Source organism: Advenella mimigardefordensis DPN7, assembly GCF_000521505.1.
GTDB classification, from domain to species: domain Bacteria; phylum Pseudomonadota; class Gammaproteobacteria; order Burkholderiales; family Burkholderiaceae_B; genus Advenella; species Advenella mimigardefordensis.
On sequence record NZ_CP003915.1, the window covers coordinates 1,164,307 to 1,188,945 of the forward strand.

Consider the following 24,639-nt stretch of genomic DNA (forward strand, 5'->3'; position numbering starts at 1 on the left):
TGGTACACAAGCTTATCACCTTATGCTTGAATAACCGGGTCGCACGCCAGGTATGGCAGCAGCGCCGTTATTGTCTTCATCAGTCAATCAGTCTGCCGGCGCGCAGGCGGCTGCGGCCTCGTCGGGTGCCCAGCAATAGATCCTGGCCGCTTAAACGAGTGGCCAGGGGTGCAGCATGCGCATGGCAGATGGCGCAAGCCAGTGCGTCGGCAGAGTCCGGCGCAGGCAGGCTATTGAGTGTCAGCAGGCGTTGCACCATATGCTGCACTTGTTCTTTTTGTGCATGGCCGTTGCCGACCACGGCTTTTTTAATTTGCAGCGCGGTGTATTCGGTGACATCCAGATGGCGATCCGCCAGCGCGCACATGGCTGCGCCACGGGCCTGGCCCAGCAGCAGCGTTGAAGCCGGATTGGTATTGACGAAGACTTTTTCCAGTGCCGATACCGTCGGCGAATAGGTATCGACCACCTCGCGGATACTATCGAGGATCACTTTAAGGCGTTCGTGCAGGGGAATATCTGAAGGGACCACAATGGTGCCGCTGCCCACGTAGGAGATGCGCATGCCGGCGGCGTCGATCACGCCAAAACCGGTGCGGCGCAGGCCAGGGTCAATACCAAGAATCCGCAACATCAATGTCTCCCTGGGGTTGCCCCGGCGCGGGCCGGGGTGCTATCACAACTGCAATTAATGACGGAAGTGCCGGGTGCCTGTGAGTACCATGGCAATGCCGTGTTCGTCGGCGGCGGCGATCACTTCATCATCGCGCATGCTGCCGCCGGGTTGAATGACGCAATCGGCGCCTGCCTGAACGATCACATCCAGCCCATCGCGGAACGGGAAGAAGGCATCGGACGCGGCTGCAGTATTCTGCAATGACAGGCCGGCGTTTTCAGCCTTGATGGAGGCGATGCGGGCAGAATCGATCCGGCTCATCTGGCCGGCACCAACGCCATACGTCATGCCTTCACGGCAGAACACAATAGCATTGGATTTGACGAACTGGGCCACATTCCAGGCAAATAGCAGATCATCCATCTGCTGCGCAGTGGGTTGCTTGCGCGTGACCACTTTGCAGTCGCTTGCTGCCAGCGGTTTGTGATCGGGGTTCTGTACCAGCCAGCCGCCGCCAACACGTTTGACATCAAAGGGATTCTGGCCTTCACCCAGGGCAACGGTCAGAACGCGAACATTTTTTTTGCCGGCCAGCAATACCAGGGCATCGGGCGTGTACTCGGGGGCGAGCAGGACCTCGACGAACTGTTCACTTACTGCCTGTGCCGTCGCTTCATCAACAATACGGTTGAAGGCAATGATGCCGCCAAAGGCGGATGTCGGATCGGTTTTGAATGCCTTGCGATAGGAGCCGGCCGCATCGTCGGCGACGGCAACGCCGCAGGGGTTGGCGTGCTTGACGATGACGCAGGCGGGCGCAGCGAACGTGCGCACGCATTCCCAGGCGGCATCGGCATCGGCAATATTGTTATAGGACAGTTCCTTGCCCTGCAATTGGACATAGTTGCCCAATACGCCGGCAGGTACGCTGGCGTCCAGATAGAAAGCAGCGGATTGATGCGGGTTCTCGCCATAACGTAGCGCCTGATGCTGACGCAATTGAATGGTCAGACTTTCCGGCCAGCTTTGGCGGGCCGGCTCGTTTTCCTGTTCCGGTTCAGCATCAGTAATGGCACTCAGATAATTGGCAATGGCGCCGTCATAGGCTGCCGTATGGGCATACACTTTTTTGGCCAGTGACAGGCGCAAGCCATATGAGGTGCTGCCCTGTTCGTCAAGTTCGCGTAACACCGCTGCGTAATCAGACGGGTCAATCACAACGGTGACGCCGCCTTCGCGCGTGCCGTGGTTTTTGGCGGCTGCGCGCAGCATGGCGGGGCCGCCGATATCGATATTTTCAACGGCATCGGCAAAGGTGCAGCCGGCCTTGGCGATGGTTTCGCGGAAAGGGTACAGGTTGACCACCAGCAGATCGATCGGATCAATGTTGTGTGTTTGCAGCGTGTCCAGATGCGCCTGACTGTCGCGTCGCGCCAGCAGCCCGCCGTGAATGCGCGGGTGCAGGGTCTTGACCCGCCCATCCAGAATCTCGGGCGATTGGGTATGTTCCGCAACCTCGGTTACATCCAGCCCTTCTTTTTTCAGCAGCGCAGCGGTGCCGCCGGTTGACAGAAGTTTAACGCCCCGGCTGTGCAGCGCGCGGGCAAAATCCACGATACCGGTTTTATCCGATACGGAAAGCAAAGCGGTCTTGATAGTCATGAGAGAATAATTACAGTAAATGATGAGAAAGCAGTTTTTTGCGCAGCGTGTTGCGGGTAATACCCAGCATGTCTGCCGCGCGCGACTGGTTGTGTCCGGCCTTGAGCATGACCACTTCAAGCAGCGGCTTCTCTACGCAACTTGTGACCATGTTCCAAAGGTTGCCGGCTTCGCCGTCGCCCAGTTCTTTAAAATAAAGTTCAAGGTTTGTGCGTACACATTCCTGAAGATCTTGTGTATTGTTCATAATGGCGGTGTGGGGGAAATTCTTGTTGTTCTGACTTAATGGACTGCTGCTTGTGGAACCCGCGGTGCCGATTCGTTGATCAGCTTGGTGAACCACTGATTGACTGCATTGTACTGCGCCTGACAGCTTTCGAGGCGATTCATTTGTTGCCGAAACAATTCTGCTTCCGGAAGGCTGCCGATATACCAGCCGATATGCTTGCGGGCAGTGCGCACGCCGGTGTATTCACCATAAAACGCATAGTGATGGTCAAGGTGTGCGAGCAGCACATCGCGCATATGTCCCCATGAAGGCGGCGGCAGGAACGTGCCGGTCTGCAGATAGTGATTGATTTCAGCGAAGATCCACGGATTGCCCTGAGCTGCGCGGCCCACCATGATGGCGTCGGCACCGGTATAATCCAGCACATATTTTGCCTTGACCGGATCCGTGATATCGCCATTGGCGATCACCGGTATATTGATGGCAGCCTTGACGCTGGCGATGGTATCGTATTCGGCATGACCGGTGTACAGATCACAGCGCGTGCGGCCGTGCAGGGTCAGTGCGGCGATGCCTGCATTTTCCGCCAGCCGGGCGATGCGCAGGGCATTGCGGTTTTCGCGGTCCCAGCCCGTGCGGGTTTTGAGCGTGACGGGGACGTCAAAAGGCCTGCAGGCAGCCACCACTGTTTCCAGAATGCGTGCCACCAGATCTTCGTCGCGCAGCAGCGCTGAACCCGAAGCGACATGACATACTTTCTTGACAGGGCATCCCATATTGATGTCGATAATGCGCGCACCCTTGCCAATATTGAATACGGCAGCCTCGGCCAGCATGGCCGGATCGGCGCCGGCAATTTGTACCGCGATGGGGTCAATTTCGCCGTCATGGTTCAGTCTTCTGGATGTTTTGACGCTTTCCCACAAGGCCGGATTGCTGGCCGCCATTTCCGACACCGCATAGCCTGCCCCCAGCTGTTTGCACAGCTGGCGAAAGGGTCTGTCGGTGACGCCCGCCATGGGCGCAACGAAGACAGGATTGGGAAGGGACCAGTTACCGATTTGCATAAGACATTTTAACCAAGGTTCGACAGTACAGCTGCGATGGCGGCTGTGCTAGTGACGATATCCCTGCAGCAGATGGCGGGCCAGCGGTCGCCGCAGCGGTTCGGTCAGATCCAGCGCCATCAAAGACAGGCCGCAGGCGTGTTCGATCAGCGGGTTGCCGCTGGTGAAAATACGCGGCATGAGATCGGTCAGTCGGCGGGTGATGCCACGATCGGCGCGACGCGATTCGGCGAAGGCGGACAGGGCGGGGGCCGGATCCTGCTCCGGGTCGGTGAGCCAGGGTTGCAGTGCGTGCACCAGCCCGGCGACATCGCGCAGCCCGAGGTTCAGGCCCTGACCCGCTACCGGATGTAATGTTTGAGCGGCGTTGCCTATGGTCACGATGCGGCCGTTAACCGTGTTTTTGCTCACGTTGAGTGCAAGCGGAAAAATATGACGCTGCTCCAGCACGGTAAAGGGCCCCAGGCGGTCGCCGAAATGCGCGGTAAGTTCTGCGGAAAAGCGGGCGTCGTCTGCAGCCAGCAATTGGCGGGCACGTGTCGGGCTGGTACACCAAACAATAGACTGGGCATCGGCAAAAACCGGATGGGGCAGAACCGCCAATGGCCCTTCGCGGGTAAAGCGTTCCCAGGCCCAGCCTGACCGGGGCAGGGCGGCGCGGGCTGATGTGATAACCGCATGCTGGTTATAGTCGCGCAATTGTGTGTCCGGCTTGGCACCATCACACTGCACAACAATGCGCGCACGATAGGTGTGACCGTTCTGGGTAATGGTGGCAGCGGTGCTGCCGGGTTCGCCGGCGACGGTGGCGGGTGCCCCGGCATGGCGCAGCGTGTGTCCGCCACTTACATTGTGCTGCAGGCTGGCGTGTACTGCTCGATAGGGGACCACATAGCCCAGTGCCGCAACATTAAAATCGCTGTGGGAAATAAGCGTTCGTCCCAGTCGGCCTTTTTGCGAGACGTGCACGGTTTCAATGGCTGCGTGTTCATTGGGCCAGCCCTGCAATTGTTCCAGAAATACCCGGCTGCCGTGATTAAGCGCTAGCACGCGGGTGTCCCGGGCCGGGTTATGCATGGCCGGGTTGTCGGCCTGGAACAGGGCGACCGTGGGCCTGGGGCCGGGGAACGCATCCAGCGCACACGCGAGCGCCAGACCTACCGGGCCGGCGCCAATGATGGCAATATCGAAATCAACTTTTTCCATGCCGCTATTTTACCCTTTTGCCTGAAAAAATCCCGTGCGCGCACCTGTGTGCCCGCCTGTCGTACAATATAGCCTTCAAAGCTGGCACGGTGCCTGACATAGTTCAAATGTTGAATCAGAAATGTTGAATCAGTTGTGGCGGGCCAGGCCTGCAAACCATTTTCGTTACAAAACCGTTGCCGGGTTTCTGGCCTGTTTTTTTGGTGTGCTGGGTCTGCAGGGTTGGTATTTGAAGCGACCGATTGCACCCGTCATTACGCTGTTTAGCCTGGCTATGCTGGCATGGTCGTTTACCCAGCCGGTGTGGTGGGATTCTATGCCGTTTTTCTTCCTGTTCATTCCGCTGTGGGCAGGGTTTATTGAGTCGGCCGTTTACTGTCTGATCGCCGATGCAAAATTTGATGCACTTTATAACGTCAATCAGTTGCGGCGCAAGCCTTCGGGTGTGCCCCCCGGGTTAATGGCGCTACTCAATCTGCTGATTGCCGGCATGGTCTGCATGTTTACCTTGTCTATGGTTGTCGCACATGTGACCTGCCTGGACATGGCCTGCTAGGGAGCAGGATGCCGTTTGTGATACGGCGCTGATATCTTCAAGAGGTTTTATTCGATGGATCTGGACTTGATGCAATGGCTTGCCCCCTGGGAGTTTTCTCCTACGCTGATTGCCCTGTTTCTTCTTGCTGGCTGGCTGTTCGTGCGTGGTACGCGGGTGCATCGGGTCACGCTGGCGCGACAACTGCTGTTCTGGTCGGGCTTCGTGGTGCTTTATCTGTCGCTGCACACTCACGTTGACTACTATGCCGAACGCATGTTCTTCGTCCACCGCATTCAGCACCTGGTGCTGCACCATCTGGGGCCTTTGCTTATTATGGGTGCCTATCCCGGACAGATCATGCGCGCCGGCCTGCCGCTGCGCGCGCGCGTGTGGCTGCGCGACTATCGTCGCAGTTTTTCCGGCCGATTCATCACCGGTGTACTCACCAACAAAATCCTGGTTCCGTTCCTGTTTGTTTTTCTGGTGCTGTTCTGGCTATTGCCGACCATCCAGTTCTACTCCATGCTCGACTGGCGCCTGTACCTCTTCATGAACTGGTCGGTGGTGGTCAGCGGGTTCATGTACTGGAACCTCATTCTGGACCGCCGTCCCTATATCGCGCCGGTGCTCACGGCGCGGACACGCCTCGGTCGTTTCTTGCAATGGACCATTGCTTCGGGCACCCCGGCGGTGCTTTCTCCGGGAGCACGGATTCTGTCGCCTATCATCACCATGTTGCCGCAAATGATCGTGGGGGCCGTCATAACCTTTACCTCTACCGATATTTATCCGCTCTTTGATCTTTGCGGGCGCGCTTTGCCTATGTCTGCGGTCACCGACCAGAGCATTGGCGGGCTGACCATGTGGATTCCTGCGGCGATGGTTGAAACGTTCGGCCTGCTGTTTGCCCTGAGCACCATGATGCGCCTGTCGGCCAAAGGGCGGCAGAAAACCAGCAGGCAGATGCGTGAAATGCGCCTGGCGCAGCAACAGTTGAAGGCCGTTTAGCGGTGGTTGCAGCGGCAGCGAGGGGTTTACTGGTGTTGTGTGAAAAACCGTTCGAGCCGCTGCGGCAACCAGGTAAGTTCGCCGCGTCCGGAGCCGCTGGCAAAGCCGGCATGGCCCCCGCTGCAGGGGTAGTGCAGCAGCAGGTGTTTGCTGCCCTGGTTCGGGGCAGGCAGGCCGGCTTGGGGAATAAACGGATCATTACGTGCAATCAATAGCAGCGTGGGTACCCGAATGGCGTGCAGGTGGTACTGGCTTGAACAGCGCGACCAGTAATCGAATGCGCTGCGATAGCCGTGCACCGGACCGGTATAGGCATCGTCAAACTCAAGCAGTGTGCGTGCCTGCAGGGCTTTGTTCCAGTTGGCGTCATGCGGAAAGGCACTGGCCTTTTGCTGCATTTTGCCGCGCATGGATGCCAGAAAATGGGGGGTGTAAACGTAACGGCCCATCAGGCTGGTTTGCAGCCGCATGCCAGTTGCAACCAGATCCACCGGTACGGAAATGCCTGCCACTGCCGCAAGCCAGTCCAGCTGTTGACCTTGTTCCCCAGTGTATTTGAGCAGGGCATTGCCGCCCAGGGAAATGCCCGTTGCATGCCATTGCGCCTGCGGTAACTGGCGGCGCATCTGATTCAGAATGAAGTCTATGTCCTGTGAGTCGCCGGAAAAATAAGAGCGGGCCAGCCGATTGGGTTCGCCCGAGCAGCCGCGAAAATGCGCTACGGCGACCATCCAGCCGCGCTCAACAAAGTGCGCGCCGATGGCCTGGGCGTAATGACTCTGGCTGCTGCCTTCCAGTCCGTGAAAAATAACCAGCGCCTGACCGTTGAATGCCGCATGCGTATACGCTTGCGGCCCGGCCCAGTCGATATCCAGAAAGTCGCCATCGGGTGTGTCCAGTCGCTGGCGGACGAATGGCTGTTGGGGACGGCGTCCCCACTTCATGGCGGCAATGGTCTGGATATGGCCTTCCCATTGCCAGTGTGGCGAAGGGCAGGGGTCAAGATTGAGTCGGGCAGTCACAGCGGTTTGGCGATTCGGTTGAACAGGACAGATAAAGTAGCGGGCCGTTAAGCATGGGCCGATCGCAGAAGGCGCGTGAGCCATGCTCCTGGCGACCGCAGTTGCGACCTGCAGCGTGATGTTGTTGGCGGGTTAATGCAGCAGATTGGGAATATCGTGCATTTCCGATAGCAGGACATCGGATGGCGCGGGGGCAGAGTGATGATGAACCAGATGCCAGCCGGTGCGGCCCTTGTGATACACATTGGTTGCATAAAACAGGAGCTCCCGATTGCCTCGCGGGGTATTGGCCTGGACTTCTTCGATCACGATATGGATGACCGTCATGCCGTAGGTGATGACCACGGGATGATGGGCATGAATATGGATCGGACCGCTGTTGAGCATTTCCTGCCATGAGGCCTGGATGGCGCTGGTCCCTGTCAGGCGTTCGCCGCCCGGATGAATACAAACGGTCTCTTCATCATCTGCCCAGGTGTTCATGACACGCATGAGGTCCCCCAGGCGCAGCGCTTCGTAGAAGGCCTGTTCGACCTCCTCGGGGCTGGCGAAAACCGCGCGCTTGGGCGCAGCGGTGCTTTTAGTGCCCATGCACTTTCTCGCCTTCTTTCAGGCGGTATACGGTGCCACAATAAGGGCAGGCTGCCGAACCGGTTTTGCTTACGTCCAGAAAAACACGTGGATGCAGGCTCCAGGTGGGTGCATTCGGACCAGGGCAATAAACCGGCAGATCGCTTGCAGACACCTCGATGGGTGCCGTTTGTACTTGTGCTGACATCAGTTACTTCCTAAAAAAGCGGAAAGATAGGGTATGCGCGCCGTGTAGACAGCGCGCGCCTGTATTTGGTCGAAAACAGCCTGAGTGTTGCCGCACAGCGTCACTTTACTCTGGCCGACTGGTGCTGACGTATTATATTTCTGCCTTATTGCAGGCGCAATGAGGATGAGTACGCTGCTTTTGCTAGAATTCCCAGCATATCTTCATGGTCTACGCCGTTATAAGGCATTCGTTCATACGCTATTGCTCAGCGTATTGTACAGCACAAGGAACTATTTTGTTTTCCCCGTTTATTCTTTTAGCGCGGGTTTTGCCTGCCGCCGGCGATGCGCACCGGCTGGCGCGTCAACAGGCCATCCAGCTCGGAATGCGGGCGGTGGCGCCCCACCTGCTGGCCTTGTCTGCATGGGGATTTGTGTCTGGTGTTGCCATGGTCAATTACGGTTTGTCCTTCTGGCAGTCCATGATCATGTCGGTGTGGGTGTATGCCGGGTCGGCTCAGCTCACGGCCTTGCCATTAATGGCGGCGGGTGCTCCGGTATGGATGGTGTTTCTGGCCGGCCTGATCGTAAATATCCGGTTTGTCATATTTGGTGCCACGCTTTATCCGTTTTTCGAGCGATACTCGCATTTCAAGCGGCTGGTACTCGGATATTTGCTGACCGATATCAATTACGTGGTGTTTGTCAGTCTGTTCCGTCATGTTCGCCAGAAACGCCGCACGGTGTATGTCTGGACTTATCTGTCCATGGGCACGGCAATCGCGGCCGCATGGCAGTTAAGCACGCTGGCGGGGGTGCTGATCGGCGATCGCGTGCCGCGCGAGTGGTCGCTGGAGTTTGCCGGCGTGCTCACGCTGATGGCTGTCGTTATTCCGCTAATCAAGGGCCGGCCCATGCTGGTGACGGTGGTGGTGGCCGGTGCGGTAGCCTGGATCGGCCAGCCGCTACCGCTGCGCATGGGCCTGTTTATCGCCATTGTGGCCGGAATTGTTGCCGGGATTCTGTCTGAAAAAGCCATGACGAAGGGAGTGCGGGCATGAGCGATACCTATATTGCGATTATCATTGTGCTCATGGGCATCGGTAGCCTGCTGACCCGCGCAGGCTATCTCATGCTGGGCCAGTATTTTCCCCTGAGCAAGACCGTCAGCCGGGGCCTGCGCTACGCGCCGGTTGCTGCCCTCACGGCCATTGTCGTGCCCAGTCTGCTGCCCTGGACGATGGGGGAGTGGCCGCAGTTGGGAGCCGAATTTTTTGCTGCGGTGGTGGCCGCCCTGGCGTTTTTGCGGGTACGCAATATTCTTTTCATGATTGCGGTCGGCATGGCCGTCTTGTGGCTTTTACGCTGGATTTTCTAAGGCTTTCTCCCTATTTACGCCCCAATGGGCATAGATGGGTACATGAGTAGAGTAAAATGTCGTTTTCGCGGCTTGCCGCAAGTTTCAGTTCCTTTACTTACACTTAATGACCGACGCCAATACCACTGCCTCCGGCAAAACCACCAGCTTCGAATCCTTTACCGAGGTCGGCCTGCACCCCGACCTGCTAAAGGCGGTGATGGCCAGTGGCTATACCAAGCCCACGCCCATCCAGGCACAGGCCATGCCGCTGATTATGGACGGGCGCGACATCATGGGCGCGGCTCAGACCGGCACCGGCAAAACCGCCGCGTTTACGCTGCCGCTGCTGCACCGGCTTATGCCAACGGCCAACAGCAGCATGTCGCCAGCCCGCCATCCGGTACGGGCTCTGATTCTGGCGCCAACACGGGAACTGGCCGATCAGGTTGCCGAAAGCGTCAAACGCTACAGCCACAGCTCACCCTTGCGCGTGGCTGTTGTTTTTGGTGGAGTAGATATGAATGCCCAGCGCGACCAGTTGCGCAAGGGCTGCGAGCTGCTTATCGCCACCCCGGGACGGCTGCTGGATCACATTGAACAAAAGAACGTCAGCCTGAGCCAGGTGAGCGTGCTGGTGCTCGATGAAGCCGACCGCATGCTGGATATGGGCTTTATGCCCGATCTGGAGCGCATTGTCCGATTGCTGCCTAAACCGCGTCAAAGCCTGCTGTTCTCAGCGACCTTCAGTAATGAAATTCGCAAGCTGGCGCGCAGTTTCCTGAACAACCCGGTGGAAATCAATGTGGCGCCGCGTAATGCCACGGCCGAAACGGTCACACAGATTGCCTATCCGGTTGCGCCAAACGAAAAGAAAGCCGCCGTACTGTACACGCTTAAATCACGCAACCTGAGTCAGGTTATTGTTTTTGTCAACACCAAAATCGGCGCCAGCCGCGTTGCCCGCGAACTGGTTAGTGAAGGCATTAATGCTGAATCTATCCACGGCGATCGTTCTCAGGCCGAGCGTATCAAAGCGCTTGAGGGCTTCAAATCCGGCGAAATTTCGGTATTGGTGGCAACCGATGTCGCGGCCAGGGGGTTGGACGTAGCTGGCCTGCCTTGCGTGATCAATATGGATCTGCCCTTTAATGCCGAAGACTATGTTCATCGTATTGGTCGTACCGGCAGGGCTGGCGCAAAAGGCGAAGCCATCGCCTTTTACACGCAATCCGATGAACGGCTGCTGGAAGATATTGAAAAGCTGATTAAAACACCGGTGCCCAGAGGCGTGCTCTCCATCCCCAGTGTTTTTCTGGCGCGCGGACATCACCCGGTGCGCAACGCTGGGGGCAAACCGGAGCGCTTCAAGAAAACATTCCCTGCTTCGCGGGCTGCGCCTATCGATGATTTTTTCTTTCGTCCGTACGAGCCGAGCAAGCAAAAGGCCGAAACCGATACTTCATCGGCCACCCGGCGTCATGAAAGTCATGGGCCCAAACCCATGCTGGCCGTTTTGCTGGGCGGCCGTCCCCACCGCGAAAACTGATGTTTCAGCCGCGTTCAAATACTTGAAACTGCGGCTCACTCTTCCCATATTCCTGTTTAAATCAAGGTTGTGGCTGCGCGGCATCAAGTGTGCCGTATGCTGGCCTCGCACCTGCCGGGCCCCGCGCTCGCCGGTGGTCTTGCACAATTGTGTCAGCTCAGGTGTGGTCAGTGCTGATGGTCGCTCAGGCCGATGCGGCCAGCAGCGTACGCAGGTCGGCGGGCCCGTCGGCGAGCGTATCTGGGTCGTCGTTCACGGCCTGCAGCATCCGTTCCAGGTGGCTGATGTAAGGTAGCATGGTGCCGAAAAACCGGGTTTGCCCCCCGGTCTGGATCAGCAGGGTGGGGAAGTTTTCCACATCCAGGTCATCCAGCAGTTCGGGATTGTCTTCAACATCAATCCACAGGAACAGATGCTGGGGATAGCGTTCACTCATGCCCTGGAAGGCTTCGTGATAATCGCCGCAAGTATCGCACCAGGCGGCGCAGTAACAGGCAATCAGCCATGTGTCGGGATTGTCCAGCGCCTGGAGCAACTGGGGAATGTGCTGGCCGGGGGTTTGAATGAACATAGTGATTCTGCAAATGAATAACGGGTAACGGCTGATGGAAAACGCCTGGATCTGAAACCGGGTACGCCATCGCGCAAAAGGGAAAGTTATGCAAAATAGTACACCATTCGGACAGCAATCAGAAAGCGTTCCATCGCCCTACGAGGGGGTCGGGCGCGCTTTCGGGCGTGCGCTGGTCTCGCAACTGCAGCCACGCATGTTGCTGGCGTTGTTGCTGCCATTTGCCGCCGCGCTGATTGCCATGCTGTTTTTTGCGCGGTTTCTGTGGGGACCGGTGGCCGATTGGCTGAATCTGTTTGTGACTCAGTCGGAGATGATGACGGATATGGAAAGCTGGATGGCCGGCGTCGGGCTGTTTTCCCTGACGGTCTATGTGGTGCATATTCTGGTGTTTGTCATTATGGTCACGCTGGGCAGCAGTATAGGCTTGCTGATTGCTGCTGTGCTGGTCATGCCCATGGTGGTCGGCCATGTTGCGCGCACCGATTATCCGGAACTGGATCGCCGTGGCCGCCAGGTCTTTGTGTCAAGCATGGTCAATTCGATCAAAGTCGTGCTGGTTTTTATCGCAGGCTGGGTGATCACGCTGCCGCTGTGGCTCATCCCGCCGGTAGCCGTGTTGTTGCATGTATTCTGGTGGGCATATGCTTTTACTCATATGCTGCGGTTTGATGCGCTGGTTGAGCACGCCACGGAGCAGGAGCGGGCGCAGGTCATCGCTCGCCGGCGCGGTGGCGGCTGGCTGATCGGAACGATTTGTGCCATCCTCAACCTGATTCCCCTCACATGGATCGTATTGCCGGTATTTACTTCCCTGGTATATGCGCACCATGGTCTGGCTGCCCTGGCTGAACAACGTCGGAACAGCCCGCCGCTATTATCGGCACAGGCCGGTCTTTAGCGTTAGAATAGCGTCATCCCGAGATGGGCCAATAACAGGATGAGCATTATGAACGATAAGGCAGCACGTAAAATCAGTTTGATCATTGTGGGCGACGAGATTCTCTCCGGCCGCCGTCAGGACAAACATCTGTCCAGAATCATCGAACTGCTTACCGCGCGAGGCATGCAACTGTCGCGCGCTGAATTTTTGCCGGACGATCTTGAAACCCTGATTGCGGCCTACAAACGCAGTTTCGCTTCGGGCGATATTGTATTCTCCAGTGGCGGTATCGGTGCCACGCCCGATGACAAAACCCGCACGGCGGTCGCCCAGGCGCTGGGCGTAGAGCTGGCCCTGCATCCGGAAGCGGAAAGACTGATTACAGAACGCTTTGCGCAGCTGGCGCAGGAAGGGCGCGGCACGCACGATCCTGGCTCGCCCGAGAACCAGCGTCGACTGGCCATGGGCGTGTTTCCGGTCGGCTCGGAGATTGTGCCCAATCCCTATAACCGCATCCCGGGTTTCTTCATCCAAGATCACACCTTTGTTCCGGGATTTCCGGAAATGGCCTGGCCCATGGTGGAATGGACGCTGGATAATCGCTATGCAGATTATCAGCATCTGCGCCAACTGGTCTCGCATAATATTCTGGCCTACGGTGTGCCTGAGTCGCGTATTACACCTGCGTTGGAGCATATTGAAACCAACTGGGCCGGTGTCAGCACATTCAGCCTGCCAACAATGGGCCAGGGTGCGGGCGCATATATTGATCTGGGCGTCAAAGGAGAAGAGCCTGCCGCCACGGCAGCGTTCGACTATCTGAAAGGCGAGATACTGCGTGTGGGTGGTCGTTTTCATCCGGATAAACCCGTATAAGCCACCAGATTGTCGTATCTAAAAGAAAATCTGACAATGTGTGGTTTTTATTTTTCACGATATGATATAAAATATATTGCACTGCAATATTCTGGCTCCAACGATCATGTCAAACCGGCTCTTAATGACGCAGGCGGCGTCCGATTCCGATAAAGCGAGTGCTGTTTCCGGTATCAGTATCCAGGTACTGGAACGCACTATGAAGGTCCTGGATGTCCTGGCAGACCAGCCACATCCGGTCTCCCTGAAGGACATCGCGGCGCTCACGGCGCTGCACGCATCAACTGCCCACCGCATCCTGAATGATCTGGCGGTCGGTCGCTACGTTGAGCGCGTAAATAATGGCATGTATCAATTGGGTATCCGGCTTCTGGAGCTGGGCGCACTGGTCAAAGACCGCCTGAATGTGCGCGATGTGGCGCACGATCATCTGCAAACACTACACCATCTCACCGGGCAAACGGTGAATCTGTCTATCCAGCAGGGCGATGATATTGTCTATATCGACCGCGCCTGGAGCGAGCGTTCCGGCATGCAGGTAGTACGAGCGATTGGCGGGCGAGCGCCGCTGCATCTCACCTCGGTAGGTAAACTCTTTCTGGCTTCGTCAGACGCACGCTACGTGCGCGCCTATGCAACGCGCACGGGGCTATCAGGCAATACCCGCAACAGTCTTACCGACCTGGATCGCCTTGAGCGTGACCTGAGCTTTGTGCGCCGCCATGGCTACGCCCGGGATAACGAGGAGCTTGAACTGGGGGTCCGCTGCATTTCCGCCGGCATCTACGACGATTCGGGCAAACTGGTGGCCGGGCTGTCCATTTCTGCACCTGCAGAGCGGCTGCAGGAAGAGTGGGTGGAAATGCTGGTAAGCACTGCAGCAAAAATATCCGCTGCGCTGGGATACGAGTAATCCCGGCGCGAAGTGGCTACAGGTGTCTGAGTGCCCTTGACGCCTCTTTTGCGTGTCACGGCGCAGTCACAACTTTCATATAATATTCAATAAATTATCGCATTCTTGCGGCGGGAAAAGCAGATTTTGTTGCGATGCACAAAAAATACTTGACCGGCTAAAAATGATGTGTATAATTTGAATTGTGCAATGCAACAACAAAAGGGTGGCTGGATAGAGCCCGGGAAGTGAAAAAGACATTGCCGCCGATGCAGCAAACTGTTTCAGCAGGCGCCTGCCGTACTCAATGTCCAGGTCCTGCATAACTTAATACCGAACTATCTACCGAGGATATATCATGAGCGCCATTCCACAACATATTATCGATCGTCAAAAATCTGCTTTGAACGCTGCTGTTGCTGTTCAGGGTTCTCTGTTTGGCGGTTTCGAAAAGCTGGTTGACCTGAACCTGAAAGTCATCAAAGCCACTCTGGGTGAAGTTGCAGAACAAACTCAGCAAGTTGCTGAACTGAAAGACCCACAAGAAGCAGCTGCTTATGTGTCTTCACTGGCTCAGCCTAACTCTGAGAAAGCCATCGCCTATACCAAACACGTATATGACATCGTTTCCGGCGTTAGCAATGAGCTGATCAAACTGACAGAAGCTCAGGTTGCTGAAGGTCAGCAACAGGTTTCTGAAGCCATCGACCAACTGGCCAAAAACGCACCTACAGGTTCTGAAAGTGCCGTTGCGCTGATGAAATCATCACTGGCAACTGTCTCAACAGCCTATGATTCAATGAACAAAGCTGCCAAACAGGCTGCTGAGGTTGCTGAGTCTAATATCTCTGCCGCAACCAACGCAACCATCAAGGCAACTGAGACAGCCACTAAAGCAGCGGCAACAGCCAGCCGTTCAACTGCCCGTCGCCAGGCTTAATCGGCAACAGGAACGGGTGGGTGCTGCGGCGCTGCCCGGGTAAAAAACAGCCCTTGCATTTTGCAGGGCTGTTTTTTTTCGCGTGTGATATTCGGCAGTCTTCAGGTAGTGGCAGACGCAGGCTGGCTTATCTGCGCAATCGCTTTTACACATTCGTCCACCAGCACAGGGCCGCGGTAGATCAGTCCGGTGTAGAGCTGAATGGCATTGGCGCCTGCCTGCACTTTTTCGGCTGCCTGAGCACCTTCCATAATGCCACCCACGCCGATAATGGGAAAGTCGGCCGCCAGTTCCCGGCGCAGACCCTGAATTACTTTGAGTGAGGCTTCATGCACCGGCATGCCCGACAGGCCGCCTTTTTCCTTGGCATGGGGTAAGCCGTTAACGCCTTTGCGCGATAGGGTGGTATTGGTGGCAATGACGCCATCGATTTCGTATTGAGGCAATAATGCGGCGATAGTGGCAACCTGATTGGCATCCAGATCGGGCGCGATTTTTACCACAACAGGCACGGCCCGGCCATGTTTGTCGGCCAGTTCCTTGCGTTTGTCGCGCAATGCGGACAGCAGGCCGGTCAGTTCGTCTGCCTGTTGCAGTGCGCGCAGGTTCTGGGTATTGGGTGAGGAGATGTTGACCGTCACATAATCGGCCTGAGAATACACGCCGGCCAATCCCTGCAGATAGTCATCGGCCGCCTGTTCGATAGGCGTGGCTGCATTTTTCCCGATATTCAGGCCAAGAATACCGCCTTGTTTTTTCCATTCGCTGTTGGCTACATTGCTCAGAAAGGCGTCCAGTCCCTGGTTATTGAAACCCAGCCGGTTGATCAGTGCATTGGCTTGCGGCAGCCGAAACATGCGCGGTTTCGGGTTGCCTGGCTGCGCCCTGGGCGTGACCGTACCCACCTCCATGAAACCGAAACCCATGTGGCTTAGCGCATCAATATAGGCGCCGTTTTTATCCAGGCCGGCAGCCAGCCCGACCGGGTTGGGCAGGCTCAGGCCCAGCAGGCGCAAGGGAGCACTGGGCCTGGCATCCAGTACTTTCTTCAGCAGGCCCCATTGGTGCAATCTGTTTAAACCCTCCAGGGTACGTTCGTGCGCCCGTTCAGGGTCCATGGAAAACAGGACCGGGCGGATCAGCGGATAGAGGCGATAGGCAAGTGACATGGCAGATCAGAAAGTGGATAGTTCAGACAGGTCAATATCGGCGCTGTCGATCCATCGGTGGTTAATATAAAGCTCGATAGGCCGGAAATTAATTTTGTACGCCATTTTACGGCTTTGAGCGATCCAATAGCCCAGATACAACCATGGCAGACCTCGTTCGTTGCAATGACCGATTTGCCACAAAATGCCATACGTACCCAGGCTGCCAGCATAATCGGGATCGTAAAACGTGTATACGGAGGATAACCCGTCATCGCTCACGTCGATGATGGAAATCATTCTGAGCACCTGCTGCTCGTCATGAAACTCAACCAGTTGCGAGTCGATCCGGCTGGTGAGCAGGAATTCTTCATATTGTTCAGCGCTATCGTCGTCCATGCCGCCACCGGCGTGGCGTGACGCCTGATATTTCCGATACAGGTCAAAGTGGCTTTGGTCCCATTCCAGGGCGCGGATCGTGGCGCGTAAATTGCTGTGGCGCTTCAGAATGCGGCGCTGGGTGCGGGTGGGTGCGAACTGCGCACAATTTATTCTGACTGAAATACAGGCACGGCACTGGTCGCAGCGGGGGCGATAGGTGAACAGGCCACTGCGCCGAAAGCCGGTGCGCAGCAACTGGGCATACACCGGCGGGTGAATCAGATGGCCGGGCACCACGACCTGGGAGCGCGCCATTTTCCCGTCCAGGTAACTACAGGAATAGGGTGCAGTCAGATAAAACTGCAGGACGTTGAAGGAAGGATCGTGGATATCGCTCATGGCAGGCTACCGACTGTAAGGCATGTTAGCCAACTATACATTAAAAATGTATTTGCTCACATCGGGGGAACGATAGTACCATCTCCCAGCATTTGGCCGGCGGGCCAGCACAGGCCGGGCTGAACGACAGCCTCGGACACGTGGCGCAAAAATGCAGCCCGCGGCAGCGGGCGGGCGCCCATACTGGCCAGATGGGGCGTATCCTGCTGGCAGTCGATCCAGGGGACCTGATTGGCCCTGAGAAATCGCACCAGCCATGCCAGGGCGATTTTGGAGGTGTTGCTGCTGTTGGAGAACATGGATTCTCCGTAAAACATACGTCCGATGTTGATCCCGTATAGGCCACCGGCCAGTTGCCCATCCAGCCAGGTTTCAATGGAGTGGGCGTATCCCTGGTGATGCAGGGCCGTATAGGCGGCGATCATTTCTTCGGTAATCCAGGTGCCGCCTTGTGTACCGCGCGGCGCAGCGCAGGCGCGCATAACGGTCTCAAAGCAAGTGTCGGTGGTCACGCTGATGGCGGCGTCCGGCTCGCGTTCATTGCGGGCAACGCGCTTAAGCAGTTTGTTCAGGCTGGGCGACACTTTAAATTCATCACATTGCAGAACCATGCGTGCTGAGGGCGACCACCACAGCACCGGCTGGTCGGCCGAATACCAGGGAAAAATACCCAGCCGGTAGGCTTGCAACAGGCGGGAGGTGGACAGATTCCCGCCAAATGCCAGCAGGCCATCGGGTTCTTTCAATGCCTGGCAGGCTGGAGGAAAGGGCTCATTGTTATCAAGACAGGGCAGTGTAATCATGGTGGCCAAAAACCCTGAGGCAACTGATTATTCGATACTGTGATAATGCGTCGTAAACACGCCGCTGGTCCGGTCCTGCAGGTACAGCTTCAGGGTATGGGATACGGTGCGAAACGACAGTTCATCCCAGGGTATGTCATCCAGCTTGAAAAACTTCGCTTCCAGCGACTCGGGGCCGGGATCCAGGCGCTCGCTCGTGACCGTTGCCAGAAAATACATATGCACCTGATTAACGCGCGGCACATCCAGCACCGTAAACAGCCTGCCCAGCGTGATATCGGCGCCGGCTTCTTCATCGGTCTCGCGCATGGCGCCCTGGCTGGTGGTTTCGGACAGTTCCATGAAGCCCGCCGGCAGAGTCCAGGTGTCATAGCGGGGTTCAATGGCGCGACGGCACAGCAGAATCTGGTCGTTCCAGACCGGGACGGTACCAACCACGATCAATGGATTGCGATAATGAACGGCGCCGCAATGATTGCAGACGTCACGTTCACGGTTGTCATCGGGCGGCACCAGACGGGTTAGCGGATTGCCACACTGGCTGCAGAAAGCCTGAGTCGTGGGAGCGGGAAAATAGTGCAAGGCGCTGGGTAACGTCATAGTGTTTTTTCTGGTGCGATGGTGTCAGGCATAGTGTAAACAATAATGCCCGGTTATTGGCAAAAAGCGTCAGCCGGCGACGGGCTCTCGCACAAAACCCAGCCTTGCCGGAATATGCATATTGCCCAGCCACTGCATGGGAGCTGTCAGGCGGACGGCAATGTCCAGTGACACCAGCAATGTATTCCCTTCCTGTAATGCCTGCAGATGCGCCTGGTCCAGCGGTGTTGCGGCAACGGATGTATCGTTCGCTTCGGGCACGACCAGCAGATGGGGGCTCAGCAGGCCCATATCGCGGCCTGCCAGCATCGCCGCGCCGTGTTCTGTCTGCATATACAGCCGGCCGTGCTCGTCCAGCAACCATTGGCTGATCCGGGTGACAGGCAGTTCGTTATGGGTGAGCAGCGTTTGCATATCGTTGGCCAGGCGAACAATATAAGGGGCGCCGGCAAGGTCTACATACACCCGTTGTGGTCCGTTCTGGAAGAACCATTCGCCCGCCTCGTTTGCCGCGTAGTTGCGATTCATGAATTGGCGAATTTGTTCGTTGGCGATTTTTTCGCCGCTATGTCCCTGGCGGGCATCGCCATGGGGATGCAGCAGCCAGTCGCCCTGGGCACTGAGCGACAGCCAGCCATATACCGCCGGCACATTGGGCCACTTCTGCATCGCGCCCAGGACTTGTTCATCCATGATCTGTGTTCCTTTGCATGATTATGCTTTTGCTGATGATAACGTTAGCCGCGCGACTCAACATCACTAGAGGCCTCATGCCGGCAAGAAAGTGCAGTTGCTGATGCGCTGTCTTTGAGGTTCTGGGCGTCGGCCCGCGTCTTGTTGCCATCGGTGCTTTGCATTACTATAGAACAACACTTTACCACTCATCACCTCATCAGAATCCGAACGATCTTTCGGGATGCGGATGCGCACAGGAGTTTGTCATGACACCATTGAACGAAGCAGACATTGGCATCGCGCTGGCCTCACTGGATGGCTGGGCGCTGGATGAGGATGGCAAAGCGTTGCGGCGACAGTTTGTTTTTGACTCGTTTGTGCAGGCCTTTGGCTTCATGACACAGGTCGCGCTGCTGGCTCAGCAGGCAGATCATCATCCGGAATGGAGCAATGTCTATAACAAGGTTGATATCCGCCTGACCACGCACGATGCTAAAGGACTCACGCAGCGGGATATCAAGCTGGCGCAGGCAATTGATGCGCTTTAATACGCAGATCGTGGGCAGGCCAATCTGACATGGTCTGCATGACACATCGCTGGGGGGCGCCTGTGAGCCACGGTGTGCGGCGAGAGTAGTTGGCAGTTCGTGGGCAACGGTTACCGATTGGCATTTTCTGTATTGAGCGGCCCTATTTTGGAATAGAAAATAAAATAAATGCTCTGAAAATAGGATTTAAAAATACATTATTGCGTTGTTTTTCAGAGTTCAGCATGAATCCACCCTGATTTTATGTGCGTGCTATTGTTTCCAAATAAACAGTGACATCTGGAGACATTTTATGGAAACGCTGAATTTGAATCCCGTCCGCAAACATGGTTGTGCCGATCCGCAAGCGGTGGCGCCTTCGGCTGACTGGACCATTGATCAGAACTGGGAAGCCTATACACAAGAAGAACACGGCGTCTGGAAAACGCTGTATGAACGGCAAAGCAAATTGCTGCCCGGACGGGTATGCGACCAGTATCTGGATTGCATGAAGCAAATGCCCATTACCGCAGATGAAATTCCCGACTTCCGTCGTGTGAATGATTTGCTGATGAAGCACACCGGCTGGCAGATCGTGGCAGTACCTGGCCTGGTGCCCGACGACGTATTCTTCACTCATATTGCCAACCGGCGCTTTCCGGCAGGCCAGTTCATCCGTTCAAAAGAGAAACTGGATTACCTGCAGGAGCCAGACGTCTTTCATGATGTTTTCGGGCATGCGCCCATGCTGATGAATCCGGCGATTGCCGACTTTATGCAGGCCTACGGCCAGGGTGGCCTGAAAGCACTTGAGCGCGGCATTTTACCGTTTATCTCGCGGCTGTACTGGTACACCATCGAGTTTGGTCTGGTTCAGCAAAAGGACGGTATCCGTATCTATGGTGCAGGTATCAGTTCGTCGTTTACCGAAAGCCGGTATTGTCTGGAAGATGACTCTCCCAACCGTATCGGCTTTGATCTGGAACGGGTCATGCGTACAGACTATCGGATTGATGACTTGCAGAAAAGCTATTTTGTCATCAATGAGCTGGATGATTTGTTCGAACTGGCGCAGATAGATTTTGACCCTATCTATGCACGCATTACCGATCAGCCCACGTATACGCCGGACCGGATTGTGCCGGGTGATCGGGTGCTGCACCCCGGAACACTGCGTTATCATCGCCAGAAGGCTGCGCGCACCGAAGACTGAGGCTGAACGTTTATTCGCGTTGATGTGCGGGTGAGGCATCATTTCTTCTGAAGGTCGTACCTGCCGCGGGCAATCTGCTTCGCAGTATATCGTTCAGCCCGTCCTGCCAGGGCCGGCCAACCTGCTTAATGGATGCTGAATAAAGTGCTACTATGGAACCGCAAGCGCCCGACTAGCGGCCCCGTTCAGTTCCCGATAAGGTGTGAGGATTCCATGAGTGTCGATTTCAGTCAGTTCTTTAATGGTCCGATTCGTGAAAGCCTGATTGCGCAGGTTTCCGACTATCTGGATATTTCCCGCCAGCAGGCGACGACCGCATACGATAAGGCGGTCGCGCTGGTTATCGGTGCGATGGCGCGGCAGGCGGGCAAGCCCGAGGGGGCGCGGGAGCTGGCAGCCCATATACACAATAGTCAGACCCAGACCAGCCTGACCTCCAGCGCATTATCGCCCACGGTACTCACCAACGATCAGTTCGCGCAGATTGTGACGCTGGGCCAAAGCGAACAGGCGGTGATTCTGGGCGCTCAGCAGGAAGCGGTAACGTCTCATCTGGAAGTGGCTACCGGCCTGGATACGCAGGCGGTGGGATCGCTGTTGTCCATTGTCGTACCGTTTGTGCTTTCCTTTCTGAAAAACAATATCACAACTGAAAGTACACCGGCCAAGACGCTGCCGGTGTTGCTGGCAACGCAGGCACCACATGTGGCCGCCCAGCTGGATGCACCCGCGCTCGCAGCGCTTGGTGAAGAGAGTCTGGAAGGTTTGTTCGGCGCGGATGCGCTGGCTGCGGCTGACGCGAACACCGCTGCGGCCTCGCCAAACGGTCGGCAAGGGGATGCACAGGGCGCTGCCGCACGTGATAAACCAGCCAACGGCTGGTTCAAATGGGTGCTGACGCTGGCCGTGGTGCTGGCAGGTGCGGCCTGGATCAAAAGTTGTACGCAATCGGATACGGCCGATACCGAAAACGCCAAGTCGGCAGCGCAGCAACAGTCCACAGCGGATGCGCCTGCTGCCGAAAACGTGACCGTAACGCCAGCAACACCTGTAGCGCCGGCAGCCGATACCTCGACGGGTGAAGGCAGCAAGGCGACCGAATCGGGCGGCGCGGCAGAACCTTCTGCCAATTTCCCTGAGCCTGCTGCAACACAATCAGCCAGCCCAGGTGCTTCAGCAGCAACGGGTGAGGGTGCGCAGGCAGGGCAAGAACAATCGGAAACGACCCAGCCAGAGCGTGCAGATCAATCAGCAACGCCCGACTCCGCCGCAACTGCAGCCGCTACGGACGCTGCAGAGAGTGCATCTGCAACCCCTGCAGAATCGAATACGGACGGTCCAACTTATGGTCAGGCCAGTGACAGCATGGAGCCCGATGCGCAGGAAGGCGCAGCCTCTGCAACTGCTCCCGCTTCTGCAGATACCAGTGCCGCTGGTTCTTCTACGGAGCCAGCCGGACAGCAGGCCACCGAGGCGACGCAAGAGACCGGGACCGGTGGCGCCCCTGCAGACACGACAGAGACAGGCCATACTTCATCTGTGCAGGAGGCTGCAACACAGGATGCTGCAGCCACCACGAGCGCATCAGATGCGTCTGGCGCTGCGGCTGAACAAGCCGCAACTGGCAGCACAGCAACTGACAATGCAACAACGAGTGGCGCGGCAGCCGATAGTACTGCTGCTGGCAATGCAGTAACAGACAATGTGGCAGCGGACAATGCGGCATCTGGCAAGACAACAACCTTTGCCGAACCTGCTCCACTTGCTGAAAAGCCGGCAGCCGCTGCTGCTGAGCAAACCGCTGCTGCTGAGCAAACCACAGAGCCACAGGACACAACGGGCAAAACGACGAGTTTCGGTGAGTCCGAAGCGTTCGACAGCGCTGTCAAGCCAGCGCAGCCACAAGAGGGTAGCACTGATCAACCTTCCGATACGCCAGCCGAAAGTGCGACAGGCAATGGCGGGGCGGCGCAGCCTTCAGCATCGGACATGTCTTCTGGTAAAACGACGACATTTGGCAGCGCAGAACCAGATGCTGCTGCGGCCGCCAATCCGGCACAGACGGACGGTACTGCCGCATCCGCCGGCGCTGCAGGTCAATCAGCAGTGTCAACCGCAGACAGCGCACAGGCTAACGGCAGCGCTGTTGCCCGGGTTCAGCTTGAGCGTGACGGTGATGCGCTGCGAATCAGCGGGACGGTGCCGTCAGAGTCGGCACGCAATCGCATTTTGAACGCAGCCAAGTTGATTGATGGCCATAGCAAAATAGAAGATGAACTGAAAGTGGATAGTCAGGCAGCCGCATTAGCGTTCGATGACTATTCAGGCTTGCTTAGCCTGCTTCGTGGCTATCACGATGTGAATGTCAGTCTGGAGCGGGCGAAACTGACATTGACTGGACAAGTCTCATCCGACGCGGAAAAAGAGACGTTGACGACAAGGATTCAGAATCTGCTGGGTGACAGTATTCAGGTTGATAATCAGGCCTCGGTTGTCGCATCGGCCCAGACGGCCGCCACCCAAGGGGCAAAAACGCCGGAAACCATACCGCTGGTGCAATTTGCTTCCGGCAGCGCACAGGTTGATAGCCGTTTCCACGATAGCCTTGATAAGTACGCGCAGCAACTGAAAGAGAATGGCAAATCGGTGCGACTGGTTGGGTATGCTGATGAGTCCGGTAGCGAGCCAGGTAATGAAACGCTGTCGCAACGCCGGGCTGAATCGGTCAAGGCATATCTGATTTTGCGTGGCGTGCAGGCCCGGCAGATTCAGACCGAAGGGCAGGGAACCCAGGCCCCCGTGGCTGACAATACCACTCAGGAGGGGCGCGCCAGGAACCGCCGTGTGGAGATCCACGAGCAATGATGAGCAGACGGTTGCCAGGCAGAGAGCATCTCAATGTGTGATCTGCCTGCGTGGCAGGGCTGCCACTCAACTTATGCAGGGCGAAAGCGATCAAAGCCTGATCAGTGAAGCAAAAGCCGGACTTTTGGTCCGGCTTTTGTGTCTGTCGCACCGTTACTTTGCAGCTTTCGGTTTAACACGCAGGAGCACCCTGGCTTTGCGGTGTTGTCAGTCGTCTGCGAATGGTGCACCAACTACTGCGCAGCCGGAATATTTTCTGTTTTTGTAAAACAATTCGGCGCTCAGGTCATACGTGCCATGAGGACTGATACAGGGTTTTTGATTGATGATCAGATTGACAATATTTTTGCTTTGCCTGTTTGACTGTCTTGTTGTGTAATCTTTCGCTAAAAATCTGAGCCCGCCTTGGTAATCAAACCGTTCAGCCGTCAGCGTGGCGACCTGAGTCGCGGATCGTTCGATTTGCAATATGGGCCCGTCAATAACCGCACTCCAGGCGTTAGGCGAGGTACCGAAAGCGGTGAATGCACGAGCGGGTAGACTGATGTTGCCTGCCGTTAAGTTTCCTGTCGTCATTGGGTCGGGTTTTGGCTGGCGTATTCTGGAAAGGCCGTTTTGCGAACGTGTACCAGCACCAGAGAATGGCGTGCAAGCGGTGAGCGGTAGGATCAGGCAGCATAAAACGAGCAATGAATTAGTAGCGTTCATTTTGTATGCCTTGAAAAATCGGTGTTTTCATCCCGTATGCGTTGCCAGGTTTGAGTTTTGCTGATTGTGGCTAGTGGCACCATGGATAGACTTTTATTACGCGAAATGGGTATCAAACACCCCGCGCCCTAGCTTAATATAAAAA

At 56.5% G+C, this 24,639-nt stretch carries 27 protein-coding genes; 12 read left to right on the forward strand and 15 right to left on the reverse strand.

The genetic code is table 11. The features are described 5' to 3' along the window. Positions 1–79: 79 nt before the first annotated feature. The 5 genes from ruvC to MIM_RS05310 are packed head-to-tail and all read right to left on the reverse strand — an operon-like array spanning position 80 to position 4,780. Entirely contained in the window at positions 80–631 is a 552-nt protein-coding gene (ruvC, locus tag MIM_RS05290; protein WP_025371726.1) for a crossover junction endodeoxyribonuclease RuvC, read from the reverse strand. A 57-nt stretch (positions 632–688) separates the two neighbouring features. After that, positions 689–2,278, reverse strand: a complete 1,590-nt coding sequence (purH, locus tag MIM_RS05295) for a bifunctional phosphoribosylaminoimidazolecarboxamide formyltransferase/IMP cyclohydrolase (protein ID WP_025371727.1) — start codon at positions 2,276–2,278, stop codon at positions 689–691. A gap of 10 nt (positions 2,279–2,288) precedes the next feature. After that, positions 2,289–2,525 carry a helix-turn-helix domain-containing protein gene (locus MIM_RS05300; protein WP_025371728.1) on the reverse strand — a complete coding sequence of 79 codons (237 nt, stop codon included), beginning with the start codon at positions 2,523–2,525 and terminating at the stop codon, positions 2,289–2,291. A 35-nt stretch (positions 2,526–2,560) separates the two neighbouring features. Next, positions 2,561–3,574, reverse strand: coding sequence for a tRNA dihydrouridine synthase DusB (gene dusB, locus MIM_RS05305; protein ID WP_025371729.1), 1,014 nt, complete (start codon positions 3,572–3,574; stop codon positions 2,561–2,563). Positions 3,575–3,622: 48 nt separating this feature from the next. After that, entirely contained in the window at positions 3,623–4,780 is a 1,158-nt protein-coding gene (locus MIM_RS05310) for an FAD-dependent monooxygenase (protein ID WP_025371730.1), read from the reverse strand. A 121-nt stretch (positions 4,781–4,901) separates the two neighbouring features. Here MIM_RS05310 and MIM_RS05315 point away from each other — a divergent pair, with 121 nt between their 5' ends. Further along, positions 4,902–5,336 (forward strand): hypothetical protein, encoded by a 435-nt coding sequence (locus tag MIM_RS05315; protein WP_052342277.1) that lies wholly within the window; start codon positions 4,902–4,904, stop codon positions 5,334–5,336. Positions 5,337–5,390: 54 nt separating this feature from the next. After that, entirely contained in the window at positions 5,391–6,326 is a 936-nt protein-coding gene (locus tag MIM_RS05320) for a cytochrome c oxidase assembly protein (RefSeq protein ID WP_025371732.1), read from the forward strand. Between the two features lie 26 nt (positions 6,327–6,352). Here MIM_RS05320 and MIM_RS05325 read toward each other — a convergent pair whose 3' ends face one another. From MIM_RS05325 to MIM_RS05335, 3 genes are read right to left on the reverse strand one after another with little or no spacing between them, the layout of a single operon-like run. Continuing rightward, entirely contained in the window at positions 6,353–7,432 is a 1,080-nt protein-coding gene (locus MIM_RS05325) for a YheT family hydrolase (RefSeq protein WP_084458922.1), read from the reverse strand. Positions 7,433–7,480: 48 nt separating this feature from the next. Then, complete coding sequence (locus MIM_RS05330; protein ID WP_025371734.1) at positions 7,481–7,939, reverse strand: YybH family protein; 459 nt, start codon at positions 7,937–7,939, stop codon at positions 7,481–7,483. Beyond that, a complete protein-coding gene (locus MIM_RS05335) occupies positions 7,929–8,126 on the reverse strand; it encodes a zinc-finger domain-containing protein (RefSeq protein ID WP_014751614.1) in 198 nt (65 codons plus the stop codon). Before MIM_RS05335 ends, MIM_RS05330 begins: the two co-directional genes overlap by 11 nt. Before the next feature lie 277 nt (positions 8,127–8,403). On the opposite strand from MIM_RS05335, the gene MIM_RS05340 reads away from it, so the two are divergent. From MIM_RS05340 to MIM_RS05350, 3 genes are all read left to right on the forward strand, one after another. Beyond that, entirely contained in the window at positions 8,404–9,168 is a 765-nt protein-coding gene (locus tag MIM_RS05340) for an AzlC family ABC transporter permease (protein WP_052342278.1), read from the forward strand. After that, positions 9,165–9,485, forward strand: a complete 321-nt coding sequence (locus tag MIM_RS05345) for an AzlD domain-containing protein (RefSeq protein ID WP_025371736.1) — start codon at positions 9,165–9,167, stop codon at positions 9,483–9,485. Before MIM_RS05340 ends, MIM_RS05345 begins: the two co-directional genes overlap by 4 nt. A 106-nt stretch (positions 9,486–9,591) precedes the next feature. After that, a complete protein-coding gene (locus tag MIM_RS05350) occupies positions 9,592–11,013 on the forward strand; it encodes a DEAD/DEAH box helicase (RefSeq protein ID WP_025371737.1) in 1,422 nt (473 codons plus the stop codon). A 184-nt stretch (positions 11,014–11,197) separates the two neighbouring features. On the opposite strand, the gene MIM_RS05355 is transcribed toward MIM_RS05350, so the two are convergent. After that, a complete protein-coding gene (locus tag MIM_RS05355; protein WP_025371738.1) occupies positions 11,198–11,584 on the reverse strand; it encodes a thioredoxin family protein in 387 nt (128 codons plus the stop codon). Positions 11,585–11,672: 88 nt separating this feature from the next. Between MIM_RS05355 and MIM_RS05360 the strand changes: the two genes are divergently transcribed. From MIM_RS05360 to phaP, 4 genes are all read left to right on the forward strand, one after another. Further along, positions 11,673–12,485, forward strand: a complete 813-nt coding sequence (locus MIM_RS05360; RefSeq protein ID WP_025371739.1) for an EI24 domain-containing protein — start codon at positions 11,673–11,675, stop codon at positions 12,483–12,485. Positions 12,486–12,533: 48 nt separating this feature from the next. Next, entirely contained in the window at positions 12,534–13,343 is an 810-nt protein-coding gene (locus MIM_RS05365) for a competence/damage-inducible protein A (RefSeq protein WP_025371740.1), read from the forward strand. Between the two features lie 124 nt (positions 13,344–13,467). Next, positions 13,468–14,256, forward strand: a complete 789-nt coding sequence (locus MIM_RS05370; RefSeq protein WP_025371741.1) for an IclR family transcriptional regulator — start codon at positions 13,468–13,470, stop codon at positions 14,254–14,256. Between the two features lie 337 nt (positions 14,257–14,593). Further along, positions 14,594–15,175 (forward strand): TIGR01841 family phasin, encoded by a 582-nt coding sequence (gene phaP, locus MIM_RS05380; protein WP_025371743.1) that lies wholly within the window; start codon positions 14,594–14,596, stop codon positions 15,173–15,175. 101 nt (positions 15,176–15,276) lie between these two features. On the opposite strand, the gene MIM_RS05385 is transcribed toward phaP, so the two are convergent. The 5 genes from MIM_RS05385 to MIM_RS05405 form a co-directional block, all read right to left on the reverse strand. Further along, positions 15,277–16,344, reverse strand: coding sequence for a quinone-dependent dihydroorotate dehydrogenase (locus tag MIM_RS05385; protein ID WP_025371744.1), 1,068 nt, complete (start codon positions 16,342–16,344; stop codon positions 15,277–15,279). 6 nt (positions 16,345–16,350) lie between these two features. Further along, positions 16,351–17,103: an arginyltransferase gene (locus MIM_RS05390; RefSeq protein WP_025371745.1), complete on the reverse strand. Its 753-nt coding sequence runs from the start codon at positions 17,101–17,103 to the stop codon at positions 16,351–16,353. A gap of 56 nt (positions 17,104–17,159) precedes the next feature. After that, positions 17,160–17,903: a leucyl/phenylalanyl-tRNA--protein transferase gene (gene aat / locus MIM_RS05395; RefSeq protein ID WP_025371746.1), complete on the reverse strand. Its 744-nt coding sequence runs from the start codon at positions 17,901–17,903 to the stop codon at positions 17,160–17,162. 30 nt (positions 17,904–17,933) lie between these two features. After that, positions 17,934–18,506: an NUDIX hydrolase gene (locus tag MIM_RS05400; RefSeq protein WP_025371747.1), complete on the reverse strand. Its 573-nt coding sequence runs from the start codon at positions 18,504–18,506 to the stop codon at positions 17,934–17,936. 69 nt (positions 18,507–18,575) lie between these two features. Then, a complete protein-coding gene (locus tag MIM_RS05405) occupies positions 18,576–19,199 on the reverse strand; it encodes a DUF2946 family protein (RefSeq protein ID WP_025371748.1) in 624 nt (207 codons plus the stop codon). A 248-nt stretch (positions 19,200–19,447) separates the two neighbouring features. On the opposite strand from MIM_RS05405, the gene MIM_RS05410 reads away from it, so the two are divergent. The 3 genes from MIM_RS05410 to MIM_RS22015 all read left to right on the forward strand — a co-directional run bounded on the left by MIM_RS05410 (position 19,448) and on the right by MIM_RS22015 (position 23,786). Then, entirely contained in the window at positions 19,448–19,729 is a 282-nt protein-coding gene (locus MIM_RS05410) for a 4a-hydroxytetrahydrobiopterin dehydratase (RefSeq protein WP_025371749.1), read from the forward strand. Positions 19,730–20,021: 292 nt separating this feature from the next. Next, positions 20,022–20,921 (forward strand): phenylalanine 4-monooxygenase, encoded by a 900-nt coding sequence (gene phhA, locus MIM_RS05415; protein WP_025371750.1) that lies wholly within the window; start codon positions 20,022–20,024, stop codon positions 20,919–20,921. Positions 20,922–21,134: 213 nt separating this feature from the next. Beyond that, positions 21,135–23,786 (forward strand): OmpA family protein, encoded by a 2,652-nt coding sequence (locus MIM_RS22015; RefSeq protein WP_025371751.1) that lies wholly within the window; start codon positions 21,135–21,137, stop codon positions 23,784–23,786. Between the two features lie 207 nt (positions 23,787–23,993). On the opposite strand, the gene MIM_RS05425 is transcribed toward MIM_RS22015, so the two are convergent. Next, a complete protein-coding gene (locus tag MIM_RS05425; protein ID WP_144084590.1) occupies positions 23,994–24,494 on the reverse strand; it encodes a hypothetical protein in 501 nt (166 codons plus the stop codon). Positions 24,495–24,639 lie beyond the last annotated feature (145 nt).